A 20648-nucleotide genomic window follows, 5' to 3' on the forward strand; every position below is an offset into this window, starting at 1 on the left:
CCCAGCGAGGCTGCGAAGGCGGCGGCATTGCTGGCATCTTCATCGCATGACCCACCGCTTTCGCAGCCTCGCTAAAGCTCGGGAGCTCCCACAGGGGATCGGCTGTGTGAGTTGGATTTGCGGTCTAACGACTGGCCCAATTTGAGCCACACCGCAGCTCAACCGTGGGAGGCCCCTCCAGATCTTTGGTTTGGCGCTGTCGCGCAGCAAGCTAGGTCTCTGTGGCGAGCGGGCTTGCCCCGCGTTGGGCTGCGCAGCGGCCCCAAAACCCGGCGCAGAGGAGTCTCTGATAGACCGCGTTCGTCTTCACTGGGGCTGCTGCGCAGCCCAACGCGGGGCAAGCCCGCTCGCCACAGGAATCGGTTCTAGGTGGGCGCTCAAGGCCGATACACCTCAATCACCAACCCCTCCTCCTCACTGGGTGCACAAAAATGCCGCGTAATCAGGTCAAACTCGGCATCCGTCGCCGCAAAGTCGTGTTCACCTTGCGCATTGCGCGCGTGCAGGCGGGCGCGGCAGGTGGCGTCGTCCAGTTCCAGGTAGTGCAGGCAGTGCGGTACGCCCGCCGTCCGTGCCAGGCCCACCAGCCAGGTGCGATTGGCCAGGGTGTTGGCCGGGAAATCCAGCACTACATTGACGCCTGCGGCCAGCATATCTACCACCAGCGGCTCCAGCACGCCGCGGATGCGTTGAGCGCAGCGCAGGTAATCGGACACTGACGCGATCTCACCGGGGTATAGCCGCGCGAGCCACTGGTCCTCACTCAGCACCACTGCGCTGTGTTGCACGCCTAGGTGCTTGGCGAGCGTGGATTTGCCCGAGGCGATCTTGCCGCACAACAGGTGCAGGGTCGGCATGGGTGAAGGCTCCTGTCTCTAGATTGAACGGCGCTTGAAATGCTCATAAAACGCCAGCGCCGCCACGTTCTTGTCCTTGGCTTCGAGCATGATGTCGAAGCGATCGAAAAACTGCAGCGCGTAGTCATTGGTCCAGCGGTTCCACATCTGCGCACTGTGAGCATACAGATCGCGCTTGGAGACCACCTGCAACAGCGCCTCCATTTCCAGCTTTTGCTCGGCGTCGAACCCCAGTTCCTGCAAGACTTCCTGCGGCTGCGAGTAGTGCATGGTCGGGCGCACGCCGCGCCAGCTTTCAATCACGCGGGCAACCCGTTCGGAATCGGGGGCGATGTAGTCGTTTTCATTGATCCAGCAATGGTGGATGTCCAGCACCACCGGTGCCAGGTCAGCCATTTGCAGGCAGTAATCGAGGCCGTAGGTCTTCTCGTCGTTCTCGAAGGTGATGCAATTGCGCGCCACCTCAGATAGGCGCGACCACACCGCGCGGGTGCCTTCCACACCCAGGCGGCCGGCGATGTGCACGTTGCACTTGAGGTCCTGGAAGCGTCGGCCGTAGCCCATCATGCGGATCATGTCGGCGTGGTATTCGAACTCGGCCAGGCTGTTTTCCACTACGCCAGGGTTTTCCGAACCAAGCACGCAGTACTGGCCAGGGTGGAATGACAGGCGAATGTCCGACGCGCGCGCCAGTTCACCGATGGCGGCGAAACCTTGCGCCAACTGACGCTCGATGGCGGGGTCTTTGTACACGGCGGCGACTTTCGGGTGGCTGTAGAACGGCAGAAGGTCACTGCTCAAGCGCAGCATGCGCAAGGTCGGCGGCAGTTCGGCCACATAGGCCAACAGGCGCAGTTGGGCGGCCAGGTTGTGGGTGACCACTTCCACCAGCTTGTCGCGGGCGACTTGCGCGGTGACCCCGTCCATCCAGCGCAGGGTGGTGGTACGCGGGTTGAACGGGCCTTCGATCAGCTTCAGGGCGCTGGTCGACAGCAGGCGTTCGGGATGCTTGTACTGGCATGCAAAGCCGATGCGGGGATGGGTCATGGGGGGCCTGATGGTGGCAATCGTCGGGATTATAAGGGCTTAGGCGCATAACCCGGCCAGGGGTTCATTGTTCAACCACTCTCCTATTTGACACAGAGGCGATAGGTAGTGAGCGGGCTTGCCCCGCGCTGGGTGGCGAAGCCGCCCCAAACCAGGCGACTCGGTTCTGTCTGGAGCTCCGTGGTGTCTTTATTGGGGCGGCTTCGCCACCCAGCGCGGGACAAGCCCGCTCACTACAAAGGTTTGTAGACACCGTGGCCCGATAACATCCCGACACGAAAGCCAATGAACTTTCTGACAAAACGTACGCTCCTTTCCTATGCACTCCCCTGTGCATCGTCAATAAGGAGCCGCCCTTCACATGACTACCCTCCCCACCTACTATCCGACAAGGCCCGGTGCGCTGCATGCAATCTTGCTTGCTGGCAGCGTCCCCTTGTTTCTGGGCGCCCTGCTCAGTGACATTGCCTATGGCCAGACCTTCCAGATTCAATGGGCCAACTTCGCGTCCTGGCTGATTGCGGGCGCGCTGGTATTCAGTGGATTCGCGCTGTTGTTCGCGCTGGTCAATCTGCTTCGCGCCGAGCGTAAATCCGGGCGACCGGCCGCGTATTTCCTGCTGTTGCTCGCCGCCTGGGTACTGGGCCTGGTCAATGCCTTCCAGCATGCCAAGGACGCCTTCGCGATGATGCCTGCGGGCCTGGTGCTCTCGGCGATCGTCACGCTGCTGGCATTGGTTGCCGCGTGGATCGGCCTGACTAACCTGCGCTCGGGAGTCGCCCAATGAAAACGTCCAGCACACTGACCCTGTTAAGTGCCGCCCTGTTGCTGACCGCCTGCGGTGGCGAAGGTGACAAGACCCAGGCACGTGGCCCTGACCCCAAGTTGCCGGAGCAACAAAGCAGCCTGTTGCCGAGCATGAAGATTGCCGAGCCCGCCCCCTGGGGTGAACAGAAACCCAAAGTACCGGAAGGCTACAGCATCAGCGCGATCGCCACTGGCCTCGCCATCCCGCGCCAGACCCTGGTGCTGCCCAATGGCGACATCCTGGTGGCCGAAGGCCGGGGCGGCAGCGCGGCCAAGCTCAAGCCCAAGGATGTGATCGCCAGTCTGATCAAGGCCGAGGGCAACACCAAGGTCAAGGGCGGCAACCGCCTGACGTTGCTGCGCGACGCCGACGGTGACGGCACCTACGAACTCAAGACAGTCTTCGCCGACAACCTCAACGCGCCGTACGGCCTGGCGTTCGCCAACGGTAAACTCTACGTGGCCAACCAGGACGCCTTGGTGAGCTTTGACTACGCCGACGGCCAGACCAAGGCCGCCGGCCCTGCCACCAAGGTCACCGACCTGCCGGCGCAGATCAATCATCACTGGACCAAGTCCCTCGCGGTGAGCGAAGACGGCAGCCAGCTCTATGTGGGGATCGGCTCCAACAGCAATGTCACCGAGCGCGGCATGGAAGTCGAGATCGACCGCGCCATGGTCTGGCAGATCGACGCCGCGACCGGCGCGCACAAACCCTACGCCACAGGCCTGCGCAACCCCACGGCGCTGACCATTCAGCCGGGTTCCGGGCAACTGTGGACGGTCGTCAACGAGCGCGACGAACTGGGCCCCGACCTGGTGCCGGACTACCTGACGTCCGTGCGTGAAGGTGCGTTCTACGGCTGGCCCTACAGCTATTGGGGCCAGAACGTCGACCCGCGTGCCCAGCCGCAGAACCCGGCCAAAGTCGCCGCCGCGATCAAGCCGGATTACAGCTTGGGTTCCCACGTTGCGGCATTGGGCGTGGACTTCTCCATCCCGCAAATGGGCGAAAAGTTCGCCGACGGTGTCTTCGTTGGCGAGCACGGCAGTTGGAACCGCGACAACCCCGTGGGCTACAAGGTGATCTTCGTGCCCTTCAGCAACGGCAAGCCCTCCGGTGAGCCCGTCGATTTTGCCACCGGCTTTCGCGGTGACGACGGCAAGACCCGTGGGCGCCCGGTGGGCGTGACGGTGGACCCGAAAGGCGCGTTGATCATCGCCGATGACCTGGCCAACACCGTTTGGCGGGTAACGCGTAACCAGTAACCGTGCACGACAGGGGCGACAAAGCCCCTGTCACTCCTCCTGCAGTTGTGCCTCGAGCCAGGCGAGCAACGCCGCCACTTCCTCCCGCCGCCCCGCCGCCTGATGCCGGTAAACCGAGATAGCTTCGGGCAAGCGCACGCTCTCTGCGCACGGCCTCACCAGCGCGCCCATTTGCATCAAGCGGCTCGCGGTGCGGCGCCAGCCCATGGCAATCCCATGCCCCTCCACGGCGGCCTGCAACATCAGCGGGTAGCTGTCGAACGTCGCGCTGCGCGCTTGCTCGGGTAACGTTTGGCCAAATACCTGCAACCACTCCTCCCACTCCATCAGGTGCGGCGGCGCAGCGCTGTGGTGCAGGAACGTGTGGTGTTGCAACCCGTTCAAGGGCAGCGGTTCGCCCAAGCTGAGGTAGGCCGGGCTGCACACCGGAAAGACTTCGTCCGAAGCGGTGAATATCAGGGAGTGAGCCCCGCTGGCGCGCCGCGTGCTTTGCAGGGCTACGTCAAAGGGGTCGTTGAATTCAGTCAATGGCCGGGTGGTGGTCACCACCTGGATCTCGATATGCGGGCATTGCTGGTGAAAGGTCGATAGGCGCGGCATCAGCCAATAAAACGCTTCACACAACTGGCACAGCAACACCACCCGGTGGCTGTTGCGTGTCGCACGCAGGCTGGCGGCACTTTCACCGATACGGTGCAACGCTGCGCTGACCACACCTGCCAGTTCGCGCCCTTGCGGCGTGAGAAACACGGCGCGATTACGCCGCACGAATAGCTTGACCCCCAGGTCGTCCTCGAGCCCGCGGATCTGCCGGCTGATTGCGGCCTGAGTGATGTGCAGTTCATCGGCCGCCTTGGAAAAACTCTCCAGGCGCGCCGCCGATTCAAAGGGCAGCAAACTGGCCAGGGGCGGTAAGGTTTTGCCGAGCGCATTCATAATCAGCGGTTATGCATCCAGGGCCGAGAACTCGTTTGTAGCACAGCCGCGCGGCCGCGCACCATGGCTGTCGATTACCGGATGGAGTACGCGGATGAAGCCGGCAGCTGTCTCACTGTTTCTCGGCCTGCTGTATGCGGTGGTGGCAACCCTGGGCTGGGCGCTCAACTTCATCACGCCCTACGTCACCGGCCCCTACAGCCTCTACGACCTGATGATGGTGCGATTCCTGTTCGTAGGCGTGCTGGGCGTCGGCGGGCTCATCCTGTGTCGCGCTCGGTTGCCGCTGATTACACCAGGCCGCCGGTTACTCGCCGCAGGCCTGGGAGCGCTGGGTTGCCTGGGTTACGGCGTATGCATCGCCGCTGGCGTGCACCTGGCAGGGCCCGTGCTCACGCCGGCGATGGTCGGGATGGTGCCGCTGTTGCTCGCCTTGCTGGGCAATGCCCATCACAAGACCGTCGAATGGCGCCGGCTGATCGCGCCTTTGTCGTGCCTGCTGGTGGGGTTGCTGCTGGCGAACCTCGGCAGCCTCCATCAACCGGCGTTGAACCCGGGCGCCTGGCTGGCGGGGCTGTTGTGTTCGTTGGGGGCCGTTGCCCTATGGTTGCTGTTCAGCATGCTCAATCAACAGCACCTGGACCGGTTGCCGGTTCAGGCGACCGGAGCATGGACCGCGCTGATGCTGGTGGGCGCCGGTGTGGCCGCGCTTTGCCTGTTGCCGCCGTTGCTGGCCCTTGGGCTGCTGAGGCTGCCGGTCCTCGGTGTCGGGGTTGAACAGGCGGCGCCGCTGTTCGCCTGGAGCCTGGTGATAGCGCTGATGTCGACCGTGGTCGGCGCCTGGGCCTGGAACGCCGCGACGCGGCGCCTGCCCATGGTGCTCAGTGGTCAGTTGATCGCCCTTGAATCCGTGTTCGCCAGCCTGCTCGGCCTGGCGTTCGAAGGCCGCGGCCCGACGCCGATGGAAGCGGCGGGCCTGGCGACGGTGCTGATCGGCGTGGTCCTGGCAGTGCGAATCATCCTGGCAGGCAGGCATGGCGCCGACCTGCCCGTGCCAATTACAGGTCGGTGATTTCCTTGTGACGCGGCACCAGTGCCTTCATCACGCTCCAGGCCACCAGATAGGCCAGCGCACAAATCGCAAACATGATCATGTAGCCGGTGTGGATGTCGTTGATGGACTTGTAGTAGTCGAACACCCAGCCGCCGATCTTGGTCATCACCACGCCGCCCAGGCCGCCGGCCATGCCGCCGATGCCGACCACCGAAGCCACGGTCTTCTGCGGGAACATATCGGACACGGTGGTGAAGATGTTGCACGACCACGCCTGGTGCGCAGATGCACCCACGCCGATCAGCAATACCGGCACCCAGAAGCTGATGTAGCCCAAAGGCTGCGCCAGCAATACCACCAGCGGGAACAGCGCGATCACCAGCATGGCTTTCATGCGGCCATCATAGGGGGCATCCCCGCGCGCCATGAAGTAGCTGGGGAACCAGCCGCCGCCGATGCTGCCCACCATGGTCATGCTGTACAGCACCGCCAGCGGCAGCACGATATCGGGGCCTTTCATGCCGTATTGCGCCGACAGGTAGGTGGGCAGCCAGAACAGAAAGAACCACCACACGCCGTCCGTCATGAACTTGCCGAAGGCAAACGCCCAGGTCTGGCGATAGGTGAGCAATTTGAACCACGAGACTTTTTTCTCCACCGCGCCAACTGGCGTGGGAGTGAAGGGCTGCACGGTCTGGTCGCTGCGGATATAGGCCAGCTCTTCGGCGGACAGGCGCGGTTGCTCGTCCGGCTTCTTATAGAGCGCGATCCACACCGCGACCCACACGAAACCCAAACCACCGATCACGATGAACGCCGCTTCCCACCCCCACAGACCGGCAATCAACGGCACGCAGATAGGCGCCAGGATTGCGCCGACGTTGGCACCGGAGTTGAAGATCCCGGTGGCCAGCGAGCGTTCTTTCTTGGGGAAATATTCGGCGGTTGCCTTGATCGCGATGGGGAAGTTGCCCGCCTCGCCAATCGCCAGCACCGCGCGGGACAGCATGAAACCGGCAATCGACACCGGTATCACCGCCAGGCCGATTGCACCGCTGATGGCGGCGATGCCCTCGCCCATCGGCACCGAGAACGCATGCATGATCGCGCCCGTGGACCAGATGCCGATCGCCACCACGTAGGCGGCCTTGGTGCCGATCTTGTCGACGAAGCGCCCGGCGAACAGCATGGAAATGGCGTAGACGAACTGGAACACCGCGGCAATGTTGGCGTAGTCGGTGTTGCTCCAGCCAAATTGCGTCGACAGTTGCGGCGCCAGCAAGCTGAGCACCTGGCGGTCGAGGTAGTTGACGGTGGTTGCGAAAAACAGCATCGCGCAGATGGTCCAGCGATAGTTGCCTACAGCTTGACCAACGCGGTGAGCGTGGATGGGCTCGATCAGATTCATGGCATCACTTTTTATTTTTGTTAGATAGGACATATGTAACGACATATGTCGTCGTACAACTGCCGCTTTTATATCGGGACGCCTTAACGCTGTCAATCTGAAGATTGCGCGTTATCGAGCCATTGCGAGGTTATGTGACGTATCAGGTTGTAGCAGTTGTAGGATGACAAACCCTGAACACCCGACTCGGCGCCCTGCCCGGCAGGTCATCAAGCAGGCCGAAAGGCTGCATGCCGATCTTTTCCAGCACACGAATCGACGCGGCGTGGTCCGGGCGCACGAGGCCGAATACTTCGGGCAAGCCGAGGGTTTCGAAGGCCAGCGTCAGGGCGTCCCGACCCACTTCGGTGGCGTAGCCCTGCCCCCAGGCTTGCACGGCGAACCGGTAACCCAGGTTGACGCGCCGCTCGGTCAGGTAGTTAAGAGGCGCGATGCCACCAAAGCCGATGATGGATTCCGGCGCCTCCCTGCGGGCAATCGCCCACCAGCCGTAACCCTCGGCCGCCCACTGTTGGAGCCATTGGCCCAGCAGGCGTTGCGCCGCCTCCACATTGGCCAGGGGCCCGGAAGGGTTGAAGTGGTTGGTCTGCGGATCGCCGAATATCTCGAACAATCGCTGCAGGTCGCTGGGAAGGGGCTCACGGTAGATAAGACGCGACTCGGTCGTATACATAAATGATCCTTGTAGTGAGCGGGCTTGCCCCGCGCTGGGGGGCGAAGCCGCCCCAATAAAGACATCGCGGTGTTTCAGCCAGAACCAAGTCGCCAGGTTTCAGGGCTGCTTCGCACCCCAGCGCGGGGCAAGCCCGCTCACTACAAAAACCAAGCAAGAAAAAAACCAAGACAGTGGTGAATTATTTGATGTCCGCTTGTATCTGAACTGACAGAGCGGTGCCATCGCTGCGATGGCACCTCCCCTGTTCTGCTTTAGAGTGTCCCGCATGAAATTACGTAAGAAAAGCGTCAAGCCCATTGGATTGAAAGACATCACCATCGTCGATGACACCAAGGTGCGCAAGGCGATCACCGCCGCCGCACTGGGTAACGCCATGGAATGGTTCGACTTTGGCGTCTACGGGTTTGTCGCCTATGTGCTCGGCAAGGTGTTCTTTCCCGACGCCTCGCCCAGCGTACAAATGATCGCCGCGCTCGGTACCTTTTCCGTGCCCTTCCTGATCCGTCCGCTGGGCGGTCTGTTCTTTGGTGCATTGGGCGACAAGTACGGGCGGCAGAAGGTGCTCGCCGCCACCATCGTGATCATGTCCCTGAGCACCTTCGCGATCGGCCTGATCCCCTCGTACGCCTCCATTGGTATCTGGGCGCCGATCCTGCTGCTGTTGTGCAAAATGGCCCAGGGCTTCTCCGTGGGTGGCGAATACACCGGCGCCTCGATCTTCGTCGCCGAATACGCCCCGGACCGCAAGCGCGGCTTCCTCGGCAGTTGGCTGGACTTCGGCTCCATCGCCGGTTTCGTGCTCGGCGCAGGCGTCGTGGTGCTGATTTCCAGCGTCCTGGGCGAAGCGGACTTTGAAGCCTGGGGCTGGCGCCTGCCGTTCTTCCTCGCCCTGCCCCTGGGCATCATCGGCCTGTACCTGCGCCATGCCCTGGAAGAAACCCCCGCGTTCCAGCAGCACATGGATAAGCTCGAACAAGGCGATCGCGAAGGCCTGACCCACGGCCCCAAGGTCTCGTTCAAGGAAGTGGCGACCAAACACTGGCGCAGCCTGCTGACCTGCATCGGCATTGTCGCGGCGACCAACGTGACGTACTACATGCTGCTCACCTATATGCCGAGCTACCTGTCGCACAACCTGCATTACAAAGAAAATAGCGGCGTGCTGATCATCATCGCGATCATGGTCGGCATGTTGTTCGTGCAGCCGTTCATCGGTTTTGTCAGCGACAAGATCGGCCGCAGGCCATTCATCATCGCCGGCAGTGTCGGCTTGCTGTTCCTGGCTATTCCGGCGTTCATGCTGATTACCAGCGGCAAGATCGGGCTGATCTTCGCAGGCCTATTGATCCTTGCCATCGTTCTGAACTTCTTCATCGGCGTGATGGCCTCGACGCTGCCCGCGATGTTTCCCACCCACCTGCGCTACAGTGCATTGGCGAGCGCGTTCAACGTGTCGGTGCTGATCGCCGGCGTCACGCCGACCGCCGTGGCCTGGTTGGTGGAAAGTACCAACGACCTGTTCATGCCCGCCTATTATCTGATGGTGTTTGCGGTGGTCGGCCTGGTGACCGGCCTGACCATGAAGGAAACCGCCAACAAACCCCTGCGCGGTGCGGCACCGGCCGCGTCCGACATGGAAGAAGCCAAGGAATTGCTGCAGGAGCACCATGACAATATCGAGCAGAAGATCGAAGATATCGACGCCGAGATTGCCGCGCTGGAAGCCAAGCGCCAGAATCTGGTGCAGCAGCACCCGCGTATCAACTAACGCCTGAACAGACGGGGTGGCCCGGGCCACCCCACGAATGGAGTGTCCCACATGCTTCCAAGCGTCACCGCGCCACAGTCTCTGCTCAGCGCAGACGAACGCGCCGCTATTGCCGAAATAGAAGCCACCACCAGCATCCTGCAATTGGTCACCCGCCTCACCGGAATGCGCTTCGCCGGCATTGCCAAGTTCACCGACCAGGATTGGATAGTGTGCTCGGTACACGACACCATCGACATGGGCATTCATGTCGATGACGTACTCGACCTGGAAACCACGTTGTGCAGTGAGTTCTGCGTCGACCCCCATACCCTGTTCGTCCCGCAGATCAGCCAGAACGGCCGTTTTGCTTCACGCCCGGTGGTCAAGCAGTACGCCATCGAGAGCTACGCCGGCGCACCGATCTTTCTGCCCGATGGCCGCCTGTTCGGTGCCCTGTGTGCGCTGGATTCGCGAGCGATGCTGTTCGAGGACCCCAACCTGCCGGAAACCCTCAGCCTGTTTGCGCGGCTGATCGGCTGCATTTTTTTCGCAAATTTGACCGCCGATAATTGACCGAGGGCCTTGGCGACCCGGTCGCCCCCGCCCAATCTAAATTTTTTGCCGCAGCGGCCGATAGCAAGACATAACCCTGACTTGCAGCGACGCCCTGCGGGAAACAATGCCGAACTCTCTCGCTCCTATCGCCCTCTCGCTTTCCGATCGAACCAGCCTGTCCCTGGCCCGCACCTCCCTGTTCCGCTTCATGGCCTTGCTGGCGATGGTCTTCGTGGCTGCTGCCTACTCGCTGGTTTACCTTGCCCACGAACTGGACCGCTCCGAAGAGGTTGAAAGCGCCTTCTATACCCGTAAAGCCGTGCAATCTCTGGAGAAAGCCCTGAGGGTCACGGTCAAGGACTACGCCTTCTGGAGCGATGCCTACAAGCACCTGCACGTTAAGGTCGACGAGGACTGGGCCTATGTGCGAGGCAATATCGGCGCCACGCTGTATGACGATTTCGGTTTCCAGGGCCTGTTTGTGGTCAACGACGCCAATCGCACCGTGTATGCGGTCATCGATGGCCAGCTGAAAAACGTCGAACTCACGCAATGGCTGGGCCGGTCCATTAGCGATGTCCTCGAACAGGCACGTGCCGGCGCAGACAGCGAAACACCGGCCACGACCTTTATCAACGTACACGGCAGCCCCGCGCTGGTGGCCGCCGCCGCGATCACACCGGGCACCGATCCCACGGTGTCGACCGATGGCCGGCAACCGTCGGTGCTGATCTTCATCGACATCCTCGACAGCGCCAAGCTGGCCGTGATCGGCAATGATTTCGGCGTGGATAAACTGCACATCGCCAGCCACGATGAAGTCGGCAAGACCCTGCTCTTCCCCCTCGGCGACAACGGCGCCGCCGGCAGCCTGCACTGGGAACCGGCCCGCCCCGGTCTGCGCCTGATGGGTGTAGGCCTGCCGCTGCTGGGCCTGGCCGCATTGCTGGTGTGCCTGATGACTTGGGTGATTTCACGCCGCACCACGGCCGCCGCGCTCGCCCTGGACGCCACCCATTCCTCGCTGCGCAACAGCCAGGATGCCCTGGCCACCAGCGAAGCCCGCTTTCGCGATGTGGTGGAGGCCAGCTCCGATTGGGTCTGGGAAATCGATGCCGGTTGGCGTTTTACCTACCTGTCGGAGCGCTTCGAAGGCGTCACCGGACTCGCGCGCAATGCCTGGATCGGGGCCACGATGAACGACTTGCTGGAGACCGAAACCGGCCTGCTGTCCCAGTGGCTCAACGCGCCCGGACGGCGCCCGGACATCAGCGTGCAATGTCGCTACGTCGATGCGCGGGGACAGGAGCGTAGCACGCGCTTGTCGGCGCGGCAGATGCCGTGCGGCGGGTTTCGCGGCACGGCCACCGACGTGACCGAAGAAGTCGAGGCCCGTCGACGCATCGAGTTCCTTTCCCAGCATGACGCGCTCACCGGCTTGGCCAACCGCACGCGCCTGCAAAGCTTCCTCGACGGCAAGCTCAAGGCATTGCCCACCTCCAAGCAGTCGCTGGTGATGCTCAGCCTGGACCTTGACCGGTTCAAGCCGGTCAATGACCTGCTCGGACACGCCGCCGGCGACCGGGTACTCAATGAAGTGTCCACGCGCCTGGCCGACTGCGTGCGCCACGGCGACCTGGTGGCCCGCGTCGGCGGGGATGAGTTTGTGCTGATCCTGGTGGATGCAGGCACGCCGGACGAAGTCGAAGCCCTGTGCTATCGCTTGATCGAGTCCATCGAACGGACGATCAAGATTGACGAGCAGGAAGTGTTCATCAGCGCCAGCATCGGCATTGCCATCGCCCCCAACGATGCCCGCGAAGCCACGGAGCTGCTGCGCTACGCCGACATTGCCTTGTACGAAGCCAAGGCGGCGGGTCGTAATACCTGGCGCTTCTACTCCGGCGAGATGAACGCGCGCATCATCGAGCGTCGCCGTCTGGAAAGCGACCTGCGCTTTGCGATCAAGCACGCCGAGCTGCGCCTGCACTTCCAACCGCGCTATCGCATTGCCGACGGGCAGATGGTAGGCGCCGAAGCCCTGGTGCGTTGGCAACACCCGACGCGCGGCCTGATCGCGCCGGACACTTTTATTCCGATTGCCGAAGAATCCGGCCTGATCCTGGCGCTGAGCGACTGGGTACTCGAAACCGCCTGCGCGTGCGCAGCCCAGTGGCCGGAACATCTGTTTGTGTCGGTGAACCTGTCACCCACGGAATTCAAGCGCGGCAACCTGGTGGCGCGCGTACGCCAGGCGCTTGACGCCTCCGGCATCGACCCTGCGCGCGTGGAGCTGGAGATCACCGAAAGCGTGATGCTCGAAGATGCCACCGGGGCGCTTGAGGTCATGAATACGCTCAAGCAATTGGGCATCCGCATCGCCATGGACGACTTCGGGACCGGCTACTCCTCCCTGAGTTACCTGCGTGCGTTCCCGTTCGACGGCTTGAAAATCGACCGCAGCTTCCTGAGCCGGCTGGAAGACAGTGACGATGACAAGGCGATCATCCAGGCCATCGTCGGCCTGGGCCGCGCCCTGGCACTGACGGTCACCGCCGAAGGCGTCGAAACCGCTGAACACCTGGCGCTGCTCAAGGCCGTGGCGTGTGAGGAAGGCCAGGGCTACTTCCTCAGCCAACCGCTGGATAACGCAACCTTCCACGGTTTGCTGGAGCTCTACGCAAGCAGCGTAGAGTGATCCCACCCGGCGCTAGCGGAAAAACTGGCTCGGCGTCTTGCCGAACTGTTTCTTGAACATACTGGTGAACGCGCTGGGGCTGTCATAGCCCAGCTCCAGAGCGATATCGATCACCTTCTCGCCCACTGCGATGCGTTCCAGCGCCAACAACAGCCGCGCCTGCTGGCGCCATTGGCCGAAGGTCATGCCGGTTTCCTTGCGAAACAGGCGCTGGATGGTTTTCTGGTCCAGGTGCAGGCGCTCGCTCCAGTCCGCCACGGTGGAGGCATCGCCCGGTTCATCCTGCAACGCCAGGCAGATGCGATGGATACGCGGCTCGGCCGGCAATGGCAGCGACAACGGCAAAGCGGGCAACAGCGCGAGTTCGTCGAGGATCAGGTGCATGATCCGCGCATCCCGCGAGTCTTCGGCATAGGGCGGCTTCAAGCTCACCGACGCCTTGATCAGCTCGCTCAACAGCGGCGAAATGCTCACCGCCTTGGTCTCGGTGGGCAGGTTGGGAAAGCTGTCGGGGCGAACGAACACGCTGCGCATCTTCAGTGGCCCCACGCACCGCAAGGAATGCACGTGCCCACAGGGCATCCAGAAGCCACGGTTGGGTGGCACGGTCCATTGGTTCTGGGCCGAATGCACCACCATCACACCTTCGGTCGCGTACAAGAGTTGGTGCTTTTCATGGCTGTGGTCTGGGATTACCCAGTTTTCCGGATAATCGGTGGCCGAACTGATGACCGCCCAGTCACCTTCGTCGATCTCCTGTAAAAATATATCCAGTGATTTGATCATTTCGCCCTTTTTGCGATGGTTGCCTCCCGAATTACGCGAGACAGGCATTTGCGCCGAATCTAGCATAAACGCCGAATCATTTTGTAATGGATGGCGACCTTAAGAAGTTGCCGCCTTTGATCAGCTGCCTTGTATGGAATGCCTGCATGTCGACCCTCACCGCGTCACCCGCCGCTGCAACCACCACCCCTCAGGCCAGTCCCTTGGTCATGCGCATCCTCGGCGCCTGCGCGCTCGCGCATTTGATCAATGACCTGATCCAGGCCGTGCTGCCGTCGATCTACCCGATGCTCAAGGCCAACTACGGGCTGTCGTTCGCCCAGGTGGGCCTGATCACCCTGACCTTTCAATTGACCGCCTCGCTGCTGCAGCCGTGGATCGGCTACCACACCGATCGCCATCCCAAGCCCTGGCTGCTGCCGGCGGGCATGGTGTGCACCTTGATCGGCATCCTGCTGCTGGCATACGTCGGCAGCTTTCCCGCGATTCTGCTGGCCGCCGGGCTGGTGGGCGTTGGCTCGTCGACCTTCCACCCGGAGACCTCGCGCGTTGCGCGCCTGGCTTCCGGCGGTCGCTACGGTCTGGCGCAATCGACGTTCCAGGTCGGCGGCAACACCGGCAGCGCCTTGGGCCCGTTGCTCGCGGCGGCGATCATCATTCCGTACGGCCAGGGCCATATCGCCTGGTTCGGGCTGTTCGCCGTGTTTGCGATCCTGGTGCTGTATGGCCTGAGCCGCTGGTACCGCAACCACCTCAACCTGTTCAAGCTCAAGCAGGGCGGCAAAGCCACCCATGGCTTGTCCAAGGGCCGCGTGACCTTCGCCCTGGTGGTGCTGGCCGTGCTGGTGTTCTCCAAATACTTTTACATGACCAGCCTGACCAGCTACTTCACCTTCTACCTGATCGAAAAATTCCATTTGTCGGTCGCCAGCTCCCAGATGTACCTGTTCCTGTTCCTCGGTGCGGTGGCCGTCGGCACCTTCGCCGGCGGCCCGATTGGCGACAAGATCGGTCGCAAGAAGGTCATCTGGTTTTCCATCCTCGGTGCCGCGCCTTTCACCCTCGCCCTGCCCTACGTCGACCTGTTCTGGACGGCAGTGTTGAGCGTGGTGATCGGCTTCGTCCTCGCCTCGGCATTCTCGGCCATCGTGGTGTTTGCCCAGGAACTGGTGCCAGGCAATGTCGGCATGATCGCCGGGATCTTCTTCGGCCTGATGTTCGGCTTCAGCGGGATTGGCGCGGCCTTGCTCGGCTTGCTCGCCGACACCCACGGCATCGAATACGTCTACACGCTGTGCTCGTTCCTGCCGCTGGTGGGCATCCTGACGGTCTTGCTGCCTTCCACCAAAGGCGTCTGACCAGTCCATGATTGACGCAGGCAAGGACGCCTGCGCAGCATGAGCGGGTCATTCCGTGCTTAAATCCTTGTTTGGCAGCTTCCCGTGCGTTTCTGCCCCTCCTAGGATCTTCGCATGCGCCTGCCCGACTTCATTCTTGAGAACCTCGAGCCGATCCTTCAGGCCTGGGAAGACTTTGCCCGCACCATCCAGACCCCAGGGGCCGACCTCGACCGTGCAGGCCTGCGTGACCACGCCGAGCAGATGCTGCGCGCCATCGTGCTCGACCTGCGAACCACCCAGACCGTGCAGGAACAAATTGACAAGGCCCAAGGGCTGGCACCGCAGCAGGACGACGAGACCCCCGCTGAAACCCACGCGGTCACGCGCCTGATGGCGGGTTTCTCCATCGACCAGATGGTGTCTGAGTACCGGGCGTTGCGCACCAGCGTGCTCAGCCAATGGCTCAATCAGATCAAACACGGCACGCCGCTGGCAGTCGACGACATGAACCGCTTTCACGAGGCTATCGATCAGGCGCTGGCGGAATCCATCGCCAGCTACTCGCGCGCCGTGGAAGCGTCGCGCAATGTGTTCCTGGGCATCCTCGGTCACGACCTGCGCACGCCGTTGGGCGCGATCCTGCTGGGCGCCGATATCCTCAGGCGCTCCCCCACCGCAGACGAACGCGGTACGCGGGTGGCCAGGCAAATCTACTCCAGTGTGCAACGCGCCAGCCAGATCGTCGGCGACCTGCTGGACCTGACGCGCTGCCAGATGGGCCCAGGCATTCCCGTCAAACGCACGACGACCGACCTGGCACCGATCTGCGAACGCATCGTCGAGGAGCTGCGCGCGTTTCACCCCGCGTCAAACATCCTGTTCGAAGCCGACACCCCGACCATCGGCGCCTTCGATGGCCCACGCATGGAGCAGGTGTTTTCCAACATCATCGGCAATGCGGTGCAGCACGGCGATGCGCAGTCACCGATCACGGTGCGACTGGCGGCATCAGTTGAAACGGTTGTGTTTACCGTGCACAACCACGGCGACCCCATCCCGGTCGATGTGCTGCCGTTTATCTTCAACCCCATGGGGCGCTTTTCCCAGCGCTCGGTGATTGAACACGGGCCCACGGCCGGCCTTGGGCTGGGTTTGTTCATTGCCTCGGAAATTGTAGCGTCCCATCAAGGTTCGATTGAAGTCGAGTCGGATCAGGCGTCCGGCACGGTGTTCCGCGCGAGGGTGCCAGTGCAGTGACTTGAGAGGGTTGCTGGCCGTTCCAGTGCCTGGGGCTAGAGGTCGTAGTTGACCACCACGCTGCGCCCGGTCTTCACCGATTCCAACGCGCAATCCGCCAAGTGCAATGCATATAACCCGTCACGCATGCTGGTGGGCAGTGCCTTGCCGCTGTTCAGCGCATCGATGAATTGCGTCAGCTCGTTGCGGTACGCATCGGCATAACGTTCAAGGAAAAAGTGCTGCAACGGCTCCAGCGCTTCCGTGTGGTCGACGCTCCAATGGCGCAAGGTGCTGGGGCGGTGGTTGTCGGTGAGCAGCACGCCGTTGGCGCCGGACACTTCAACTCGCTGGTCGTAGCCGTACACCGCCTGGCGGCAGCAGTTGATATGGCATTGCTTACCGGACGCCGTGCGCAGCAACACCATCACGCTGTCGTAGTCATCGATCTGCTCCAGCGTCGGGTCAACCAGGCGGCTGGCGATGGCGCAGACGTGCACCGGCTCTTCGCCGAGCAGGTGGCGCGCGGTGTCGAAGTCGTGAATGGTCATGTCGCGCAGGATACCGCCGGAGTGCTCCAGGTAGTCACGCGGTGCCAGGCCTGGATCGCGGCTGGTGATGATGACTTGGCGCACCGCGCCGATCTGCCCGGCGTCGAGGGCTTGGCGCAGGCGCAGCATGTCTGGGTCGAAGCGCCGATTGAAGCCAAGCATCACTTGGCCGCCCTGGCGCTCCACGGTTTGGGCGGCGCTACGGGCTTTGCCGAGATCAAGGTCAATAGGCTTTTCGCAGAGTACTGCCTTGCCTGCGGCCACCGCCGCCAGGAGCAGGTCGATGTGAGTGTCAGTGGGTGTTCCGATCACCACGGCGTCGATGTCTTGGCGGGAGAGTACGCCAGCACAATCGTAGGCGGCCTCACAGCCCAGTTGCGTGCTCAGCGCATCGACGCCTTCACGCCAGGGGTCGGCCACCAGCACCAGCGTGGCATCGGGATGGGCGGCGACATTGGCGGCGTGGATCTTGGCAATACGCCCCGCACCTAGGACGGCAATTCGTAGCATGGTCGAACTCCTGGATCATTATTGGATTTGTGGGATCAGCGCTTCAGTCCGGCAGGTTGAACGGTGTAACGATCTGCACCTGTGACGGCGCAATTGGCCCGGCCTTCCATAGCCGGTGGTATTGCAGGATGTGCAGGAAAACGTGGCGCGCGTCGATCTGCAGGTTGTGATCGATGATCGCGGCGACTTTTTCTTCCAGCAGCAACTGGCGATTTTCTTCGTCGAGGTCGTGACCGATGAAGACGTCCAATGGCCGATCAAGGGCGGCGAAGGCATCGACAATCGCACGGTTGCCGCCGCCGACGCTGTACACCGCCTTGAGTTCAGGGTGTTGTTGCAGGGCCTGGATGATCCGCTCGAACGTGCGGTCATACACCCCGTAGCCGCCGCTGATATCCAACACCCGCAAGTGCGCGGCGCGCCCACGCAGCCACGCGCGAAAGCCCATCTCGCGTTCCTCTTCGCCCCGGAACAGTTCACTGCCAATGACCACCGCAACGTCCTGCGGCTGCGCCGGCAGCCAGTGCGACATCAGGTAGGCAGCGGTCTGGCCGGCGGTGCGGTTGTCCATGCCGACATAGCCGATGCGTTCGCTTTGCGGCAGATCCGTGACCAGTGTGACCACTGGAATACCCGCCGCAATAAGCTGCTTGACCGCCTGGCTCACAGCCGGCTCATCGGCGGCCTTGAGCACCACGCCCTGGCTGCCGGTCTCCAGGCAACGCAGCAATTGATCGTGCATGGCCTGGGGCTCGATCTCTTCGAACAGATGAAAACGCGGGGCAATGCGGAACGGCGCCAGGCTGGCCAGTTGCGCCGTCATTGCAGCCTGCACCGCCGCGCTGAACCGCTTGGGCGTGTGCATGATCACGTCGACATGAAAGGTGCGCCCCACCGCCAGGCCGTTTTTCTCCTGGGACTCCAACTCATCCAACGCCTGCTCGATACGCCGCCGGGTTTGAGCGTGCACGCTGCCGCGCTGGTGCAGCACGCGGTCGACCGTCGCTTTGCTCATCCCTGCCTGGGTGGCGATTTGCTTGATAGAGAAGTGTTTTGCGCGTTCGAGCATGCTGTTTCGCCTGAGGTTTTTTTGAGGTCTTTTTTGGGCGTTATTGAGGTGATGCAATGCTAGTCTCAGTTTTGCCCGGCGTCGAGCCGCGCCACCCACAACAACAAAAAACAGGAGAAACCCATGCCCACCACCGATCTCGCCACTTCGTTCAGCGGCCAGTATTTTGTCGTGACGGGCAGCACCCAAGGCCTGGGCGCTGCCGTAGCCCATACCCTGGCCCGACGGGGCGCCGCCGGGCTGATCATTTGCGGGCGGCGTCGGGCCCAGGGCGACGAACAGGTGCGGCAGTTGGCGCAGCTTGATTGCCAAGCGTTTTTTGTCGAGGCCGACCTGGAGAAAGTCGAGGATTGCCGCGCGATCATCGAGGCGGCGCGCGCCCATTTCGGCACGTTGCATGGGCTGGTCAATTGCGCGGGAATGTCTGATCGCGGCACCATTCTCGATACATCGCCCGAGCTGTTCGAGCGGCTGTTTGCAGTGAACGTGCGGGCACCGTTCTTCCTGATGCAGGAAGCCTTGAAGCTGATGATCAGCAAGGGCGTGGAAGGCGCTGTAGTGAATATCCAGAGCGTCACCGGGCATGGCGGGCAATCGTTTTTGAGCGCCTATGCGGCGTCCAAGGGCGCGCTGGCGATCCTTACCAAAAACGTGGCGTTCAGCGCGCTGCGCAACCGCATCCGGGTCAACGGCTTGAATATCGGCTGGATGGACACCCCCCATGAAGATGACATCCAACGCCAGTATCACGGTGCCCAGGATGGGTGGCTGGAAAAGGCAGAACGCGCGCAGCCTTTCGGGCGCCTGCTCAAGCCCGAGGAGGTGGCGCGCAGCGTGGCGTTTTTGCTGTCCAGCGAGTCGGGAATGATGACCGGTTCGGTGATCGACCTGGAACAAGGCGTAGTCGGCTGTACCGACGGCGGCAGCCCGCAGCCCCACCAGGCCCTGGGAGGTGTGTGATGTCGGCCTTTGTGACTGAACGGGCGGTGCGCCTGGAGGACTTCATCGGCATGTGCGCGCAACAGGTGAGTACTGACGACTTTCCTCTGTGCTCGGAAGTGCTGAGCAATGTACCGATCTACCAGGCGCACACCCTGCGCAACAGCGACCGTTTTGCGGTGATGGAGGAGTTGCACCGCCTGTTTCGCGATGGGCCTGGGGTAATGGTGGTGCGTCGGGCTTACGAAGACCTGGAGGTAGTGGACCGCCACAGCCGGGTGTTCGAAGCCATTTTTGCCCATGAGGCCGCGCAAGGCGTGGCCGCGGACCACTTCGCCAAGGCCGGGAGCAATGGGCGTATCTGGAATTCGTTGCAGAAGGCGGCGTTGCAGTCGCCGGAGTCCTTTGTCGAGTATTACGCCAACCCCCTGCTGGGGCTGATTGCCCAAGCGTGGCTGGGGCCAGGCTATCAAGTCACCGCTCAGGTCAACGTAGTGCATCCCGGCGGCCAGGCCCAGCAACCCCACCGTGACTACCATCTGGGCTTTCAGACCAACGCTGCAGTGGAGCGCTTTCCCCTGCCCTTGCACTTGCTATCCCAGTATCTGACCCTGCAAGGCGCGGTGGCGCACTCGGATATGCCGCTGGACACCGGCCCGACCCAATTGCTGCCGTTTTCCCAGCAGTACGCCCTGGGTTACCTGGCGTGGCGGCGCCCCGAGTTTATCGACTACTTCCAACAGCACGCCGTGCAGTTGCCGTTGTACAAGGGCGACCTGCTGTTCTTCAACCCGGCGCTGTTCCATGCCGCCGGCACCAACCGAACGCCGGATCGCCAGCGCATGGCCAACCTGCTGCAGATTTCCTCGGCGTTCGGCAAGCCCATGGAGGCTCTGGATCGCGATCGCATGATGCTGGCGGTATACCCCGCCTTGCTCGATAACCGCGCGTTGGATGCGCAGGCCGTAGAGGCAGTGATTGCCTGTACCGCCGACGGTTACTCCTTCCCCACCAACCTCGACACCGACCCGCCCTTGAAGGGCCTGGCCCCGCAAACCGGTCAGCAACTGATGCAGCAAGCCTTCGATGAACGCTGGTCGCAGGCGGACTTTGCCACCGCCGTGACGCAGATGCGGGCCAAGCGCCAAGCGTGAATCATC

18 protein-coding genes are annotated in these 20648 nt (G+C 62.3%); 10 read left to right on the plus strand and 8 right to left on the minus strand.

Annotated elements, in window-relative coordinates; translation table 11 throughout:
• Positions 1–377: 377 nt before the first annotated feature.
• A complete protein-coding gene (locus ACLH0H_RS00085; RefSeq protein ID WP_411380476.1) occupies positions 378–857 on the minus strand; it encodes an AAA family ATPase in 480 nt (159 codons plus the stop codon).
• 18 nt (positions 858–875) lie between these two features.
• Entirely contained in the window at positions 876–1904 is a 1029-nt protein-coding gene (locus ACLH0H_RS00090; RefSeq protein ID WP_186688828.1) for a UV damage endonuclease UvsE, read from the minus strand.
• A gap of 361 nt (positions 1905–2265) precedes the next feature.
• Here ACLH0H_RS00090 and ACLH0H_RS00095 point away from each other — a divergent pair, with 361 nt between their 5' ends.
• Together ACLH0H_RS00095 and ACLH0H_RS00100 are read left to right on the plus strand one after the other, a co-directional pair.
• Complete coding sequence (locus ACLH0H_RS00095) at positions 2266–2691, plus strand: DUF2231 domain-containing protein (protein ID WP_411380477.1); 426 nt, start codon at positions 2266–2268, stop codon at positions 2689–2691.
• Positions 2688–3980 (plus strand): PQQ-dependent sugar dehydrogenase, encoded by a 1293-nt coding sequence (locus ACLH0H_RS00100; RefSeq protein ID WP_411380478.1) that lies wholly within the window; start codon positions 2688–2690, stop codon positions 3978–3980. The genes ACLH0H_RS00095 and ACLH0H_RS00100 overlap by 4 nt, the downstream gene beginning before the upstream one ends.
• Positions 3981–4010: 30 nt before the next feature.
• Here the strand turns inward: ACLH0H_RS00100 and ACLH0H_RS00105 are convergent, their stop codons facing one another.
• Complete coding sequence (locus ACLH0H_RS00105) at positions 4011–4916, minus strand: LysR substrate-binding domain-containing protein (protein ID WP_411380479.1); 906 nt, start codon at positions 4914–4916, stop codon at positions 4011–4013.
• 94 nt (positions 4917–5010) lie between these two features.
• Between ACLH0H_RS00105 and ACLH0H_RS00110 the strand changes: the two genes are divergently transcribed.
• Positions 5011–5988 carry an EamA family transporter gene (locus tag ACLH0H_RS00110; protein WP_411380480.1) on the plus strand — a complete coding sequence of 326 codons (978 nt, stop codon included), beginning with the start codon at positions 5011–5013 and terminating at the stop codon, positions 5986–5988.
• Here the strand turns inward: ACLH0H_RS00110 and ACLH0H_RS00115 are convergent.
• Both ACLH0H_RS00115 and ACLH0H_RS00120 read right to left on the minus strand, forming a co-directional pair.
• A complete protein-coding gene (locus ACLH0H_RS00115; RefSeq protein ID WP_076954637.1) occupies positions 5975–7378 on the minus strand; it encodes an MFS transporter in 1404 nt (467 codons plus the stop codon). The genes ACLH0H_RS00110 and ACLH0H_RS00115 overlap by 14 nt on opposite strands.
• Positions 7379–7520: 142 nt before the next feature.
• Positions 7521–8051, minus strand: a complete 531-nt coding sequence (locus ACLH0H_RS00120; RefSeq protein WP_411380481.1) for a GNAT family N-acetyltransferase — start codon at positions 8049–8051, stop codon at positions 7521–7523.
• Positions 8052–8319: 268 nt separating this feature from the next.
• On the opposite strand from ACLH0H_RS00120, the gene proP reads away from it, so the two are divergent.
• The 3 genes from proP (at position 8320) to ACLH0H_RS00135 (ending at position 13057) form a co-directional block, all read left to right on the plus strand.
• The gene (proP, locus tag ACLH0H_RS00125) at positions 8320–9822 is read left to right on the plus strand and encodes a glycine betaine/L-proline transporter ProP (RefSeq protein WP_411380482.1); all 1503 of its coding nucleotides are present in this window, start codon (positions 8320–8322) and stop codon (positions 9820–9822) included.
• A gap of 51 nt (positions 9823–9873) precedes the next feature.
• On the plus strand, positions 9874–10377 hold the full coding sequence (locus ACLH0H_RS00130) for a GAF domain-containing protein (protein ID WP_411380483.1): 504 nt from the start codon (positions 9874–9876) through the stop codon (positions 10375–10377).
• A 106-nt stretch (positions 10378–10483) separates the two neighbouring features.
• Entirely contained in the window at positions 10484–13057 is a 2574-nt protein-coding gene (locus ACLH0H_RS00135) for an EAL domain-containing protein (RefSeq protein WP_411380484.1), read from the plus strand.
• Between the two features lie 12 nt (positions 13058–13069).
• Here ACLH0H_RS00135 and ACLH0H_RS00140 read toward each other — a convergent pair whose 3' ends face one another.
• Positions 13070–13891 (minus strand): AraC family transcriptional regulator, encoded by an 822-nt coding sequence (locus tag ACLH0H_RS00140; protein WP_411380485.1) that lies wholly within the window; start codon positions 13889–13891, stop codon positions 13070–13072.
• A 98-nt stretch (positions 13892–13989) separates the two neighbouring features.
• On the opposite strand from ACLH0H_RS00140, the gene ACLH0H_RS00145 reads away from it, so the two are divergent.
• Together ACLH0H_RS00145 and ACLH0H_RS00150 are read left to right on the plus strand one after the other, a co-directional pair.
• Positions 13990–15201 (plus strand): MFS transporter, encoded by a 1212-nt coding sequence (locus tag ACLH0H_RS00145; protein ID WP_076954631.1) that lies wholly within the window; start codon positions 13990–13992, stop codon positions 15199–15201.
• A gap of 114 nt (positions 15202–15315) precedes the next feature.
• On the plus strand, positions 15316–16440 hold the full coding sequence (locus ACLH0H_RS00150) for an ATP-binding protein (RefSeq protein ID WP_411380486.1): 1125 nt from the start codon (positions 15316–15318) through the stop codon (positions 16438–16440).
• A 35-nt stretch (positions 16441–16475) separates the two neighbouring features.
• Here ACLH0H_RS00150 and iolG read toward each other — a convergent pair whose 3' ends face one another.
• Both iolG and ACLH0H_RS00160 read right to left on the minus strand, forming a co-directional pair.
• Positions 16476–17480, minus strand: a complete 1005-nt coding sequence (iolG, locus tag ACLH0H_RS00155; protein WP_411380487.1) for an inositol 2-dehydrogenase — start codon at positions 17478–17480, stop codon at positions 16476–16478.
• Positions 17481–17523: 43 nt separating this feature from the next.
• A complete protein-coding gene (locus ACLH0H_RS00160; RefSeq protein WP_411380488.1) occupies positions 17524–18549 on the minus strand; it encodes a LacI family DNA-binding transcriptional regulator in 1026 nt (341 codons plus the stop codon).
• A 123-nt stretch (positions 18550–18672) separates the two neighbouring features.
• Here ACLH0H_RS00160 and ACLH0H_RS00165 point away from each other — a divergent pair, with 123 nt between their 5' ends.
• Both ACLH0H_RS00165 and ACLH0H_RS00170 read left to right on the plus strand, forming a co-directional pair.
• The gene (locus tag ACLH0H_RS00165) at positions 18673–19509 is read left to right on the plus strand and encodes an SDR family oxidoreductase (protein ID WP_411380489.1); all 837 of its coding nucleotides are present in this window, start codon (positions 18673–18675) and stop codon (positions 19507–19509) included.
• Complete coding sequence (locus tag ACLH0H_RS00170; RefSeq protein ID WP_411380490.1) at positions 19509–20642, plus strand: phytanoyl-CoA dioxygenase family protein; 1134 nt, start codon at positions 19509–19511, stop codon at positions 20640–20642. The genes ACLH0H_RS00165 and ACLH0H_RS00170 overlap by 1 nt, the downstream gene beginning before the upstream one ends.
• Positions 20643–20648: the final 6 nt, after the last annotated feature.

The sequence above is a fragment of the Pseudomonas sp. MPB26 genome (genome assembly GCF_046605355.1).
GTDB lineage: Bacteria > Pseudomonadota > Gammaproteobacteria > Pseudomonadales > Pseudomonadaceae > Aquipseudomonas > Aquipseudomonas cedrina.

Bases quoted from the DNA above. Each gene is read 5' to 3' on its own strand.
- ACLH0H_RS00130 (WP_411380483.1), top strand. From the start codon at position 9,874: ATGCTTCCAAGCGTCACCGCGCCACAGTCTCTGCTCAGCGCAGACGAA.
- ACLH0H_RS00095 (WP_411380477.1), top strand. From the start codon at position 2,266: ATGACTACCCTCCCCACCTACTATCCGACAAGGCCCGGTGCGCTGCAT.
- ACLH0H_RS00170 (WP_411380490.1), top strand. From the start codon at position 19,509: ATGTCGGCCTTTGTGACTGAACGGGCGGTGCGCCTGGAGGACTTCATC.
- ACLH0H_RS00115 (WP_076954637.1), bottom strand. From the start codon at position 7,378: ATGAATCTGATCGAGCCCATCCACGCTCACCGCGTTGGTCAAGCTGTA.
- ACLH0H_RS00150 (WP_411380486.1), top strand. From the start codon at position 15,316: ATGCGCCTGCCCGACTTCATTCTTGAGAACCTCGAGCCGATCCTTCAG.
- ACLH0H_RS00160 (WP_411380488.1), bottom strand. From the start codon at position 18,549: ATGCTCGAACGCGCAAAACACTTCTCTATCAAGCAAATCGCCACCCAG.
- ACLH0H_RS00085 (WP_411380476.1), bottom strand. From the start codon at position 857: ATGCCGACCCTGCACCTGTTGTGCGGCAAGATCGCCTCGGGCAAATCC.
- ACLH0H_RS00140 (WP_411380485.1), bottom strand. From the start codon at position 13,891: ATGCCTGTCTCGCGTAATTCGGGAGGCAACCATCGCAAAAAGGGCGAA.
- ACLH0H_RS00135 (WP_411380484.1), top strand. From the start codon at position 10,484: ATGCCGAACTCTCTCGCTCCTATCGCCCTCTCGCTTTCCGATCGAACC.
- ACLH0H_RS00110 (WP_411380480.1), top strand. From the start codon at position 5,011: ATGAAGCCGGCAGCTGTCTCACTGTTTCTCGGCCTGCTGTATGCGGTG.
- ACLH0H_RS00090 (WP_186688828.1), bottom strand. From the start codon at position 1,904: ATGACCCATCCCCGCATCGGCTTTGCATGCCAGTACAAGCATCCCGAA.
- ACLH0H_RS00145 (WP_076954631.1), top strand. From the start codon at position 13,990: ATGTCGACCCTCACCGCGTCACCCGCCGCTGCAACCACCACCCCTCAG.
- ACLH0H_RS00120 (WP_411380481.1), bottom strand. From the start codon at position 8,051: ATGTATACGACCGAGTCGCGTCTTATCTACCGTGAGCCCCTTCCCAGC.
- ACLH0H_RS00100 (WP_411380478.1), top strand. From the start codon at position 2,688: ATGAAAACGTCCAGCACACTGACCCTGTTAAGTGCCGCCCTGTTGCTG.
- proP (WP_411380482.1), top strand. From the start codon at position 8,320: ATGAAATTACGTAAGAAAAGCGTCAAGCCCATTGGATTGAAAGACATC.
- ACLH0H_RS00105 (WP_411380479.1), bottom strand. From the start codon at position 4,916: ATGAATGCGCTCGGCAAAACCTTACCGCCCCTGGCCAGTTTGCTGCCC.
- iolG (WP_411380487.1), bottom strand. From the start codon at position 17,480: ATGCTACGAATTGCCGTCCTAGGTGCGGGGCGTATTGCCAAGATCCAC.
- ACLH0H_RS00165 (WP_411380489.1), top strand. From the start codon at position 18,673: ATGCCCACCACCGATCTCGCCACTTCGTTCAGCGGCCAGTATTTTGTC.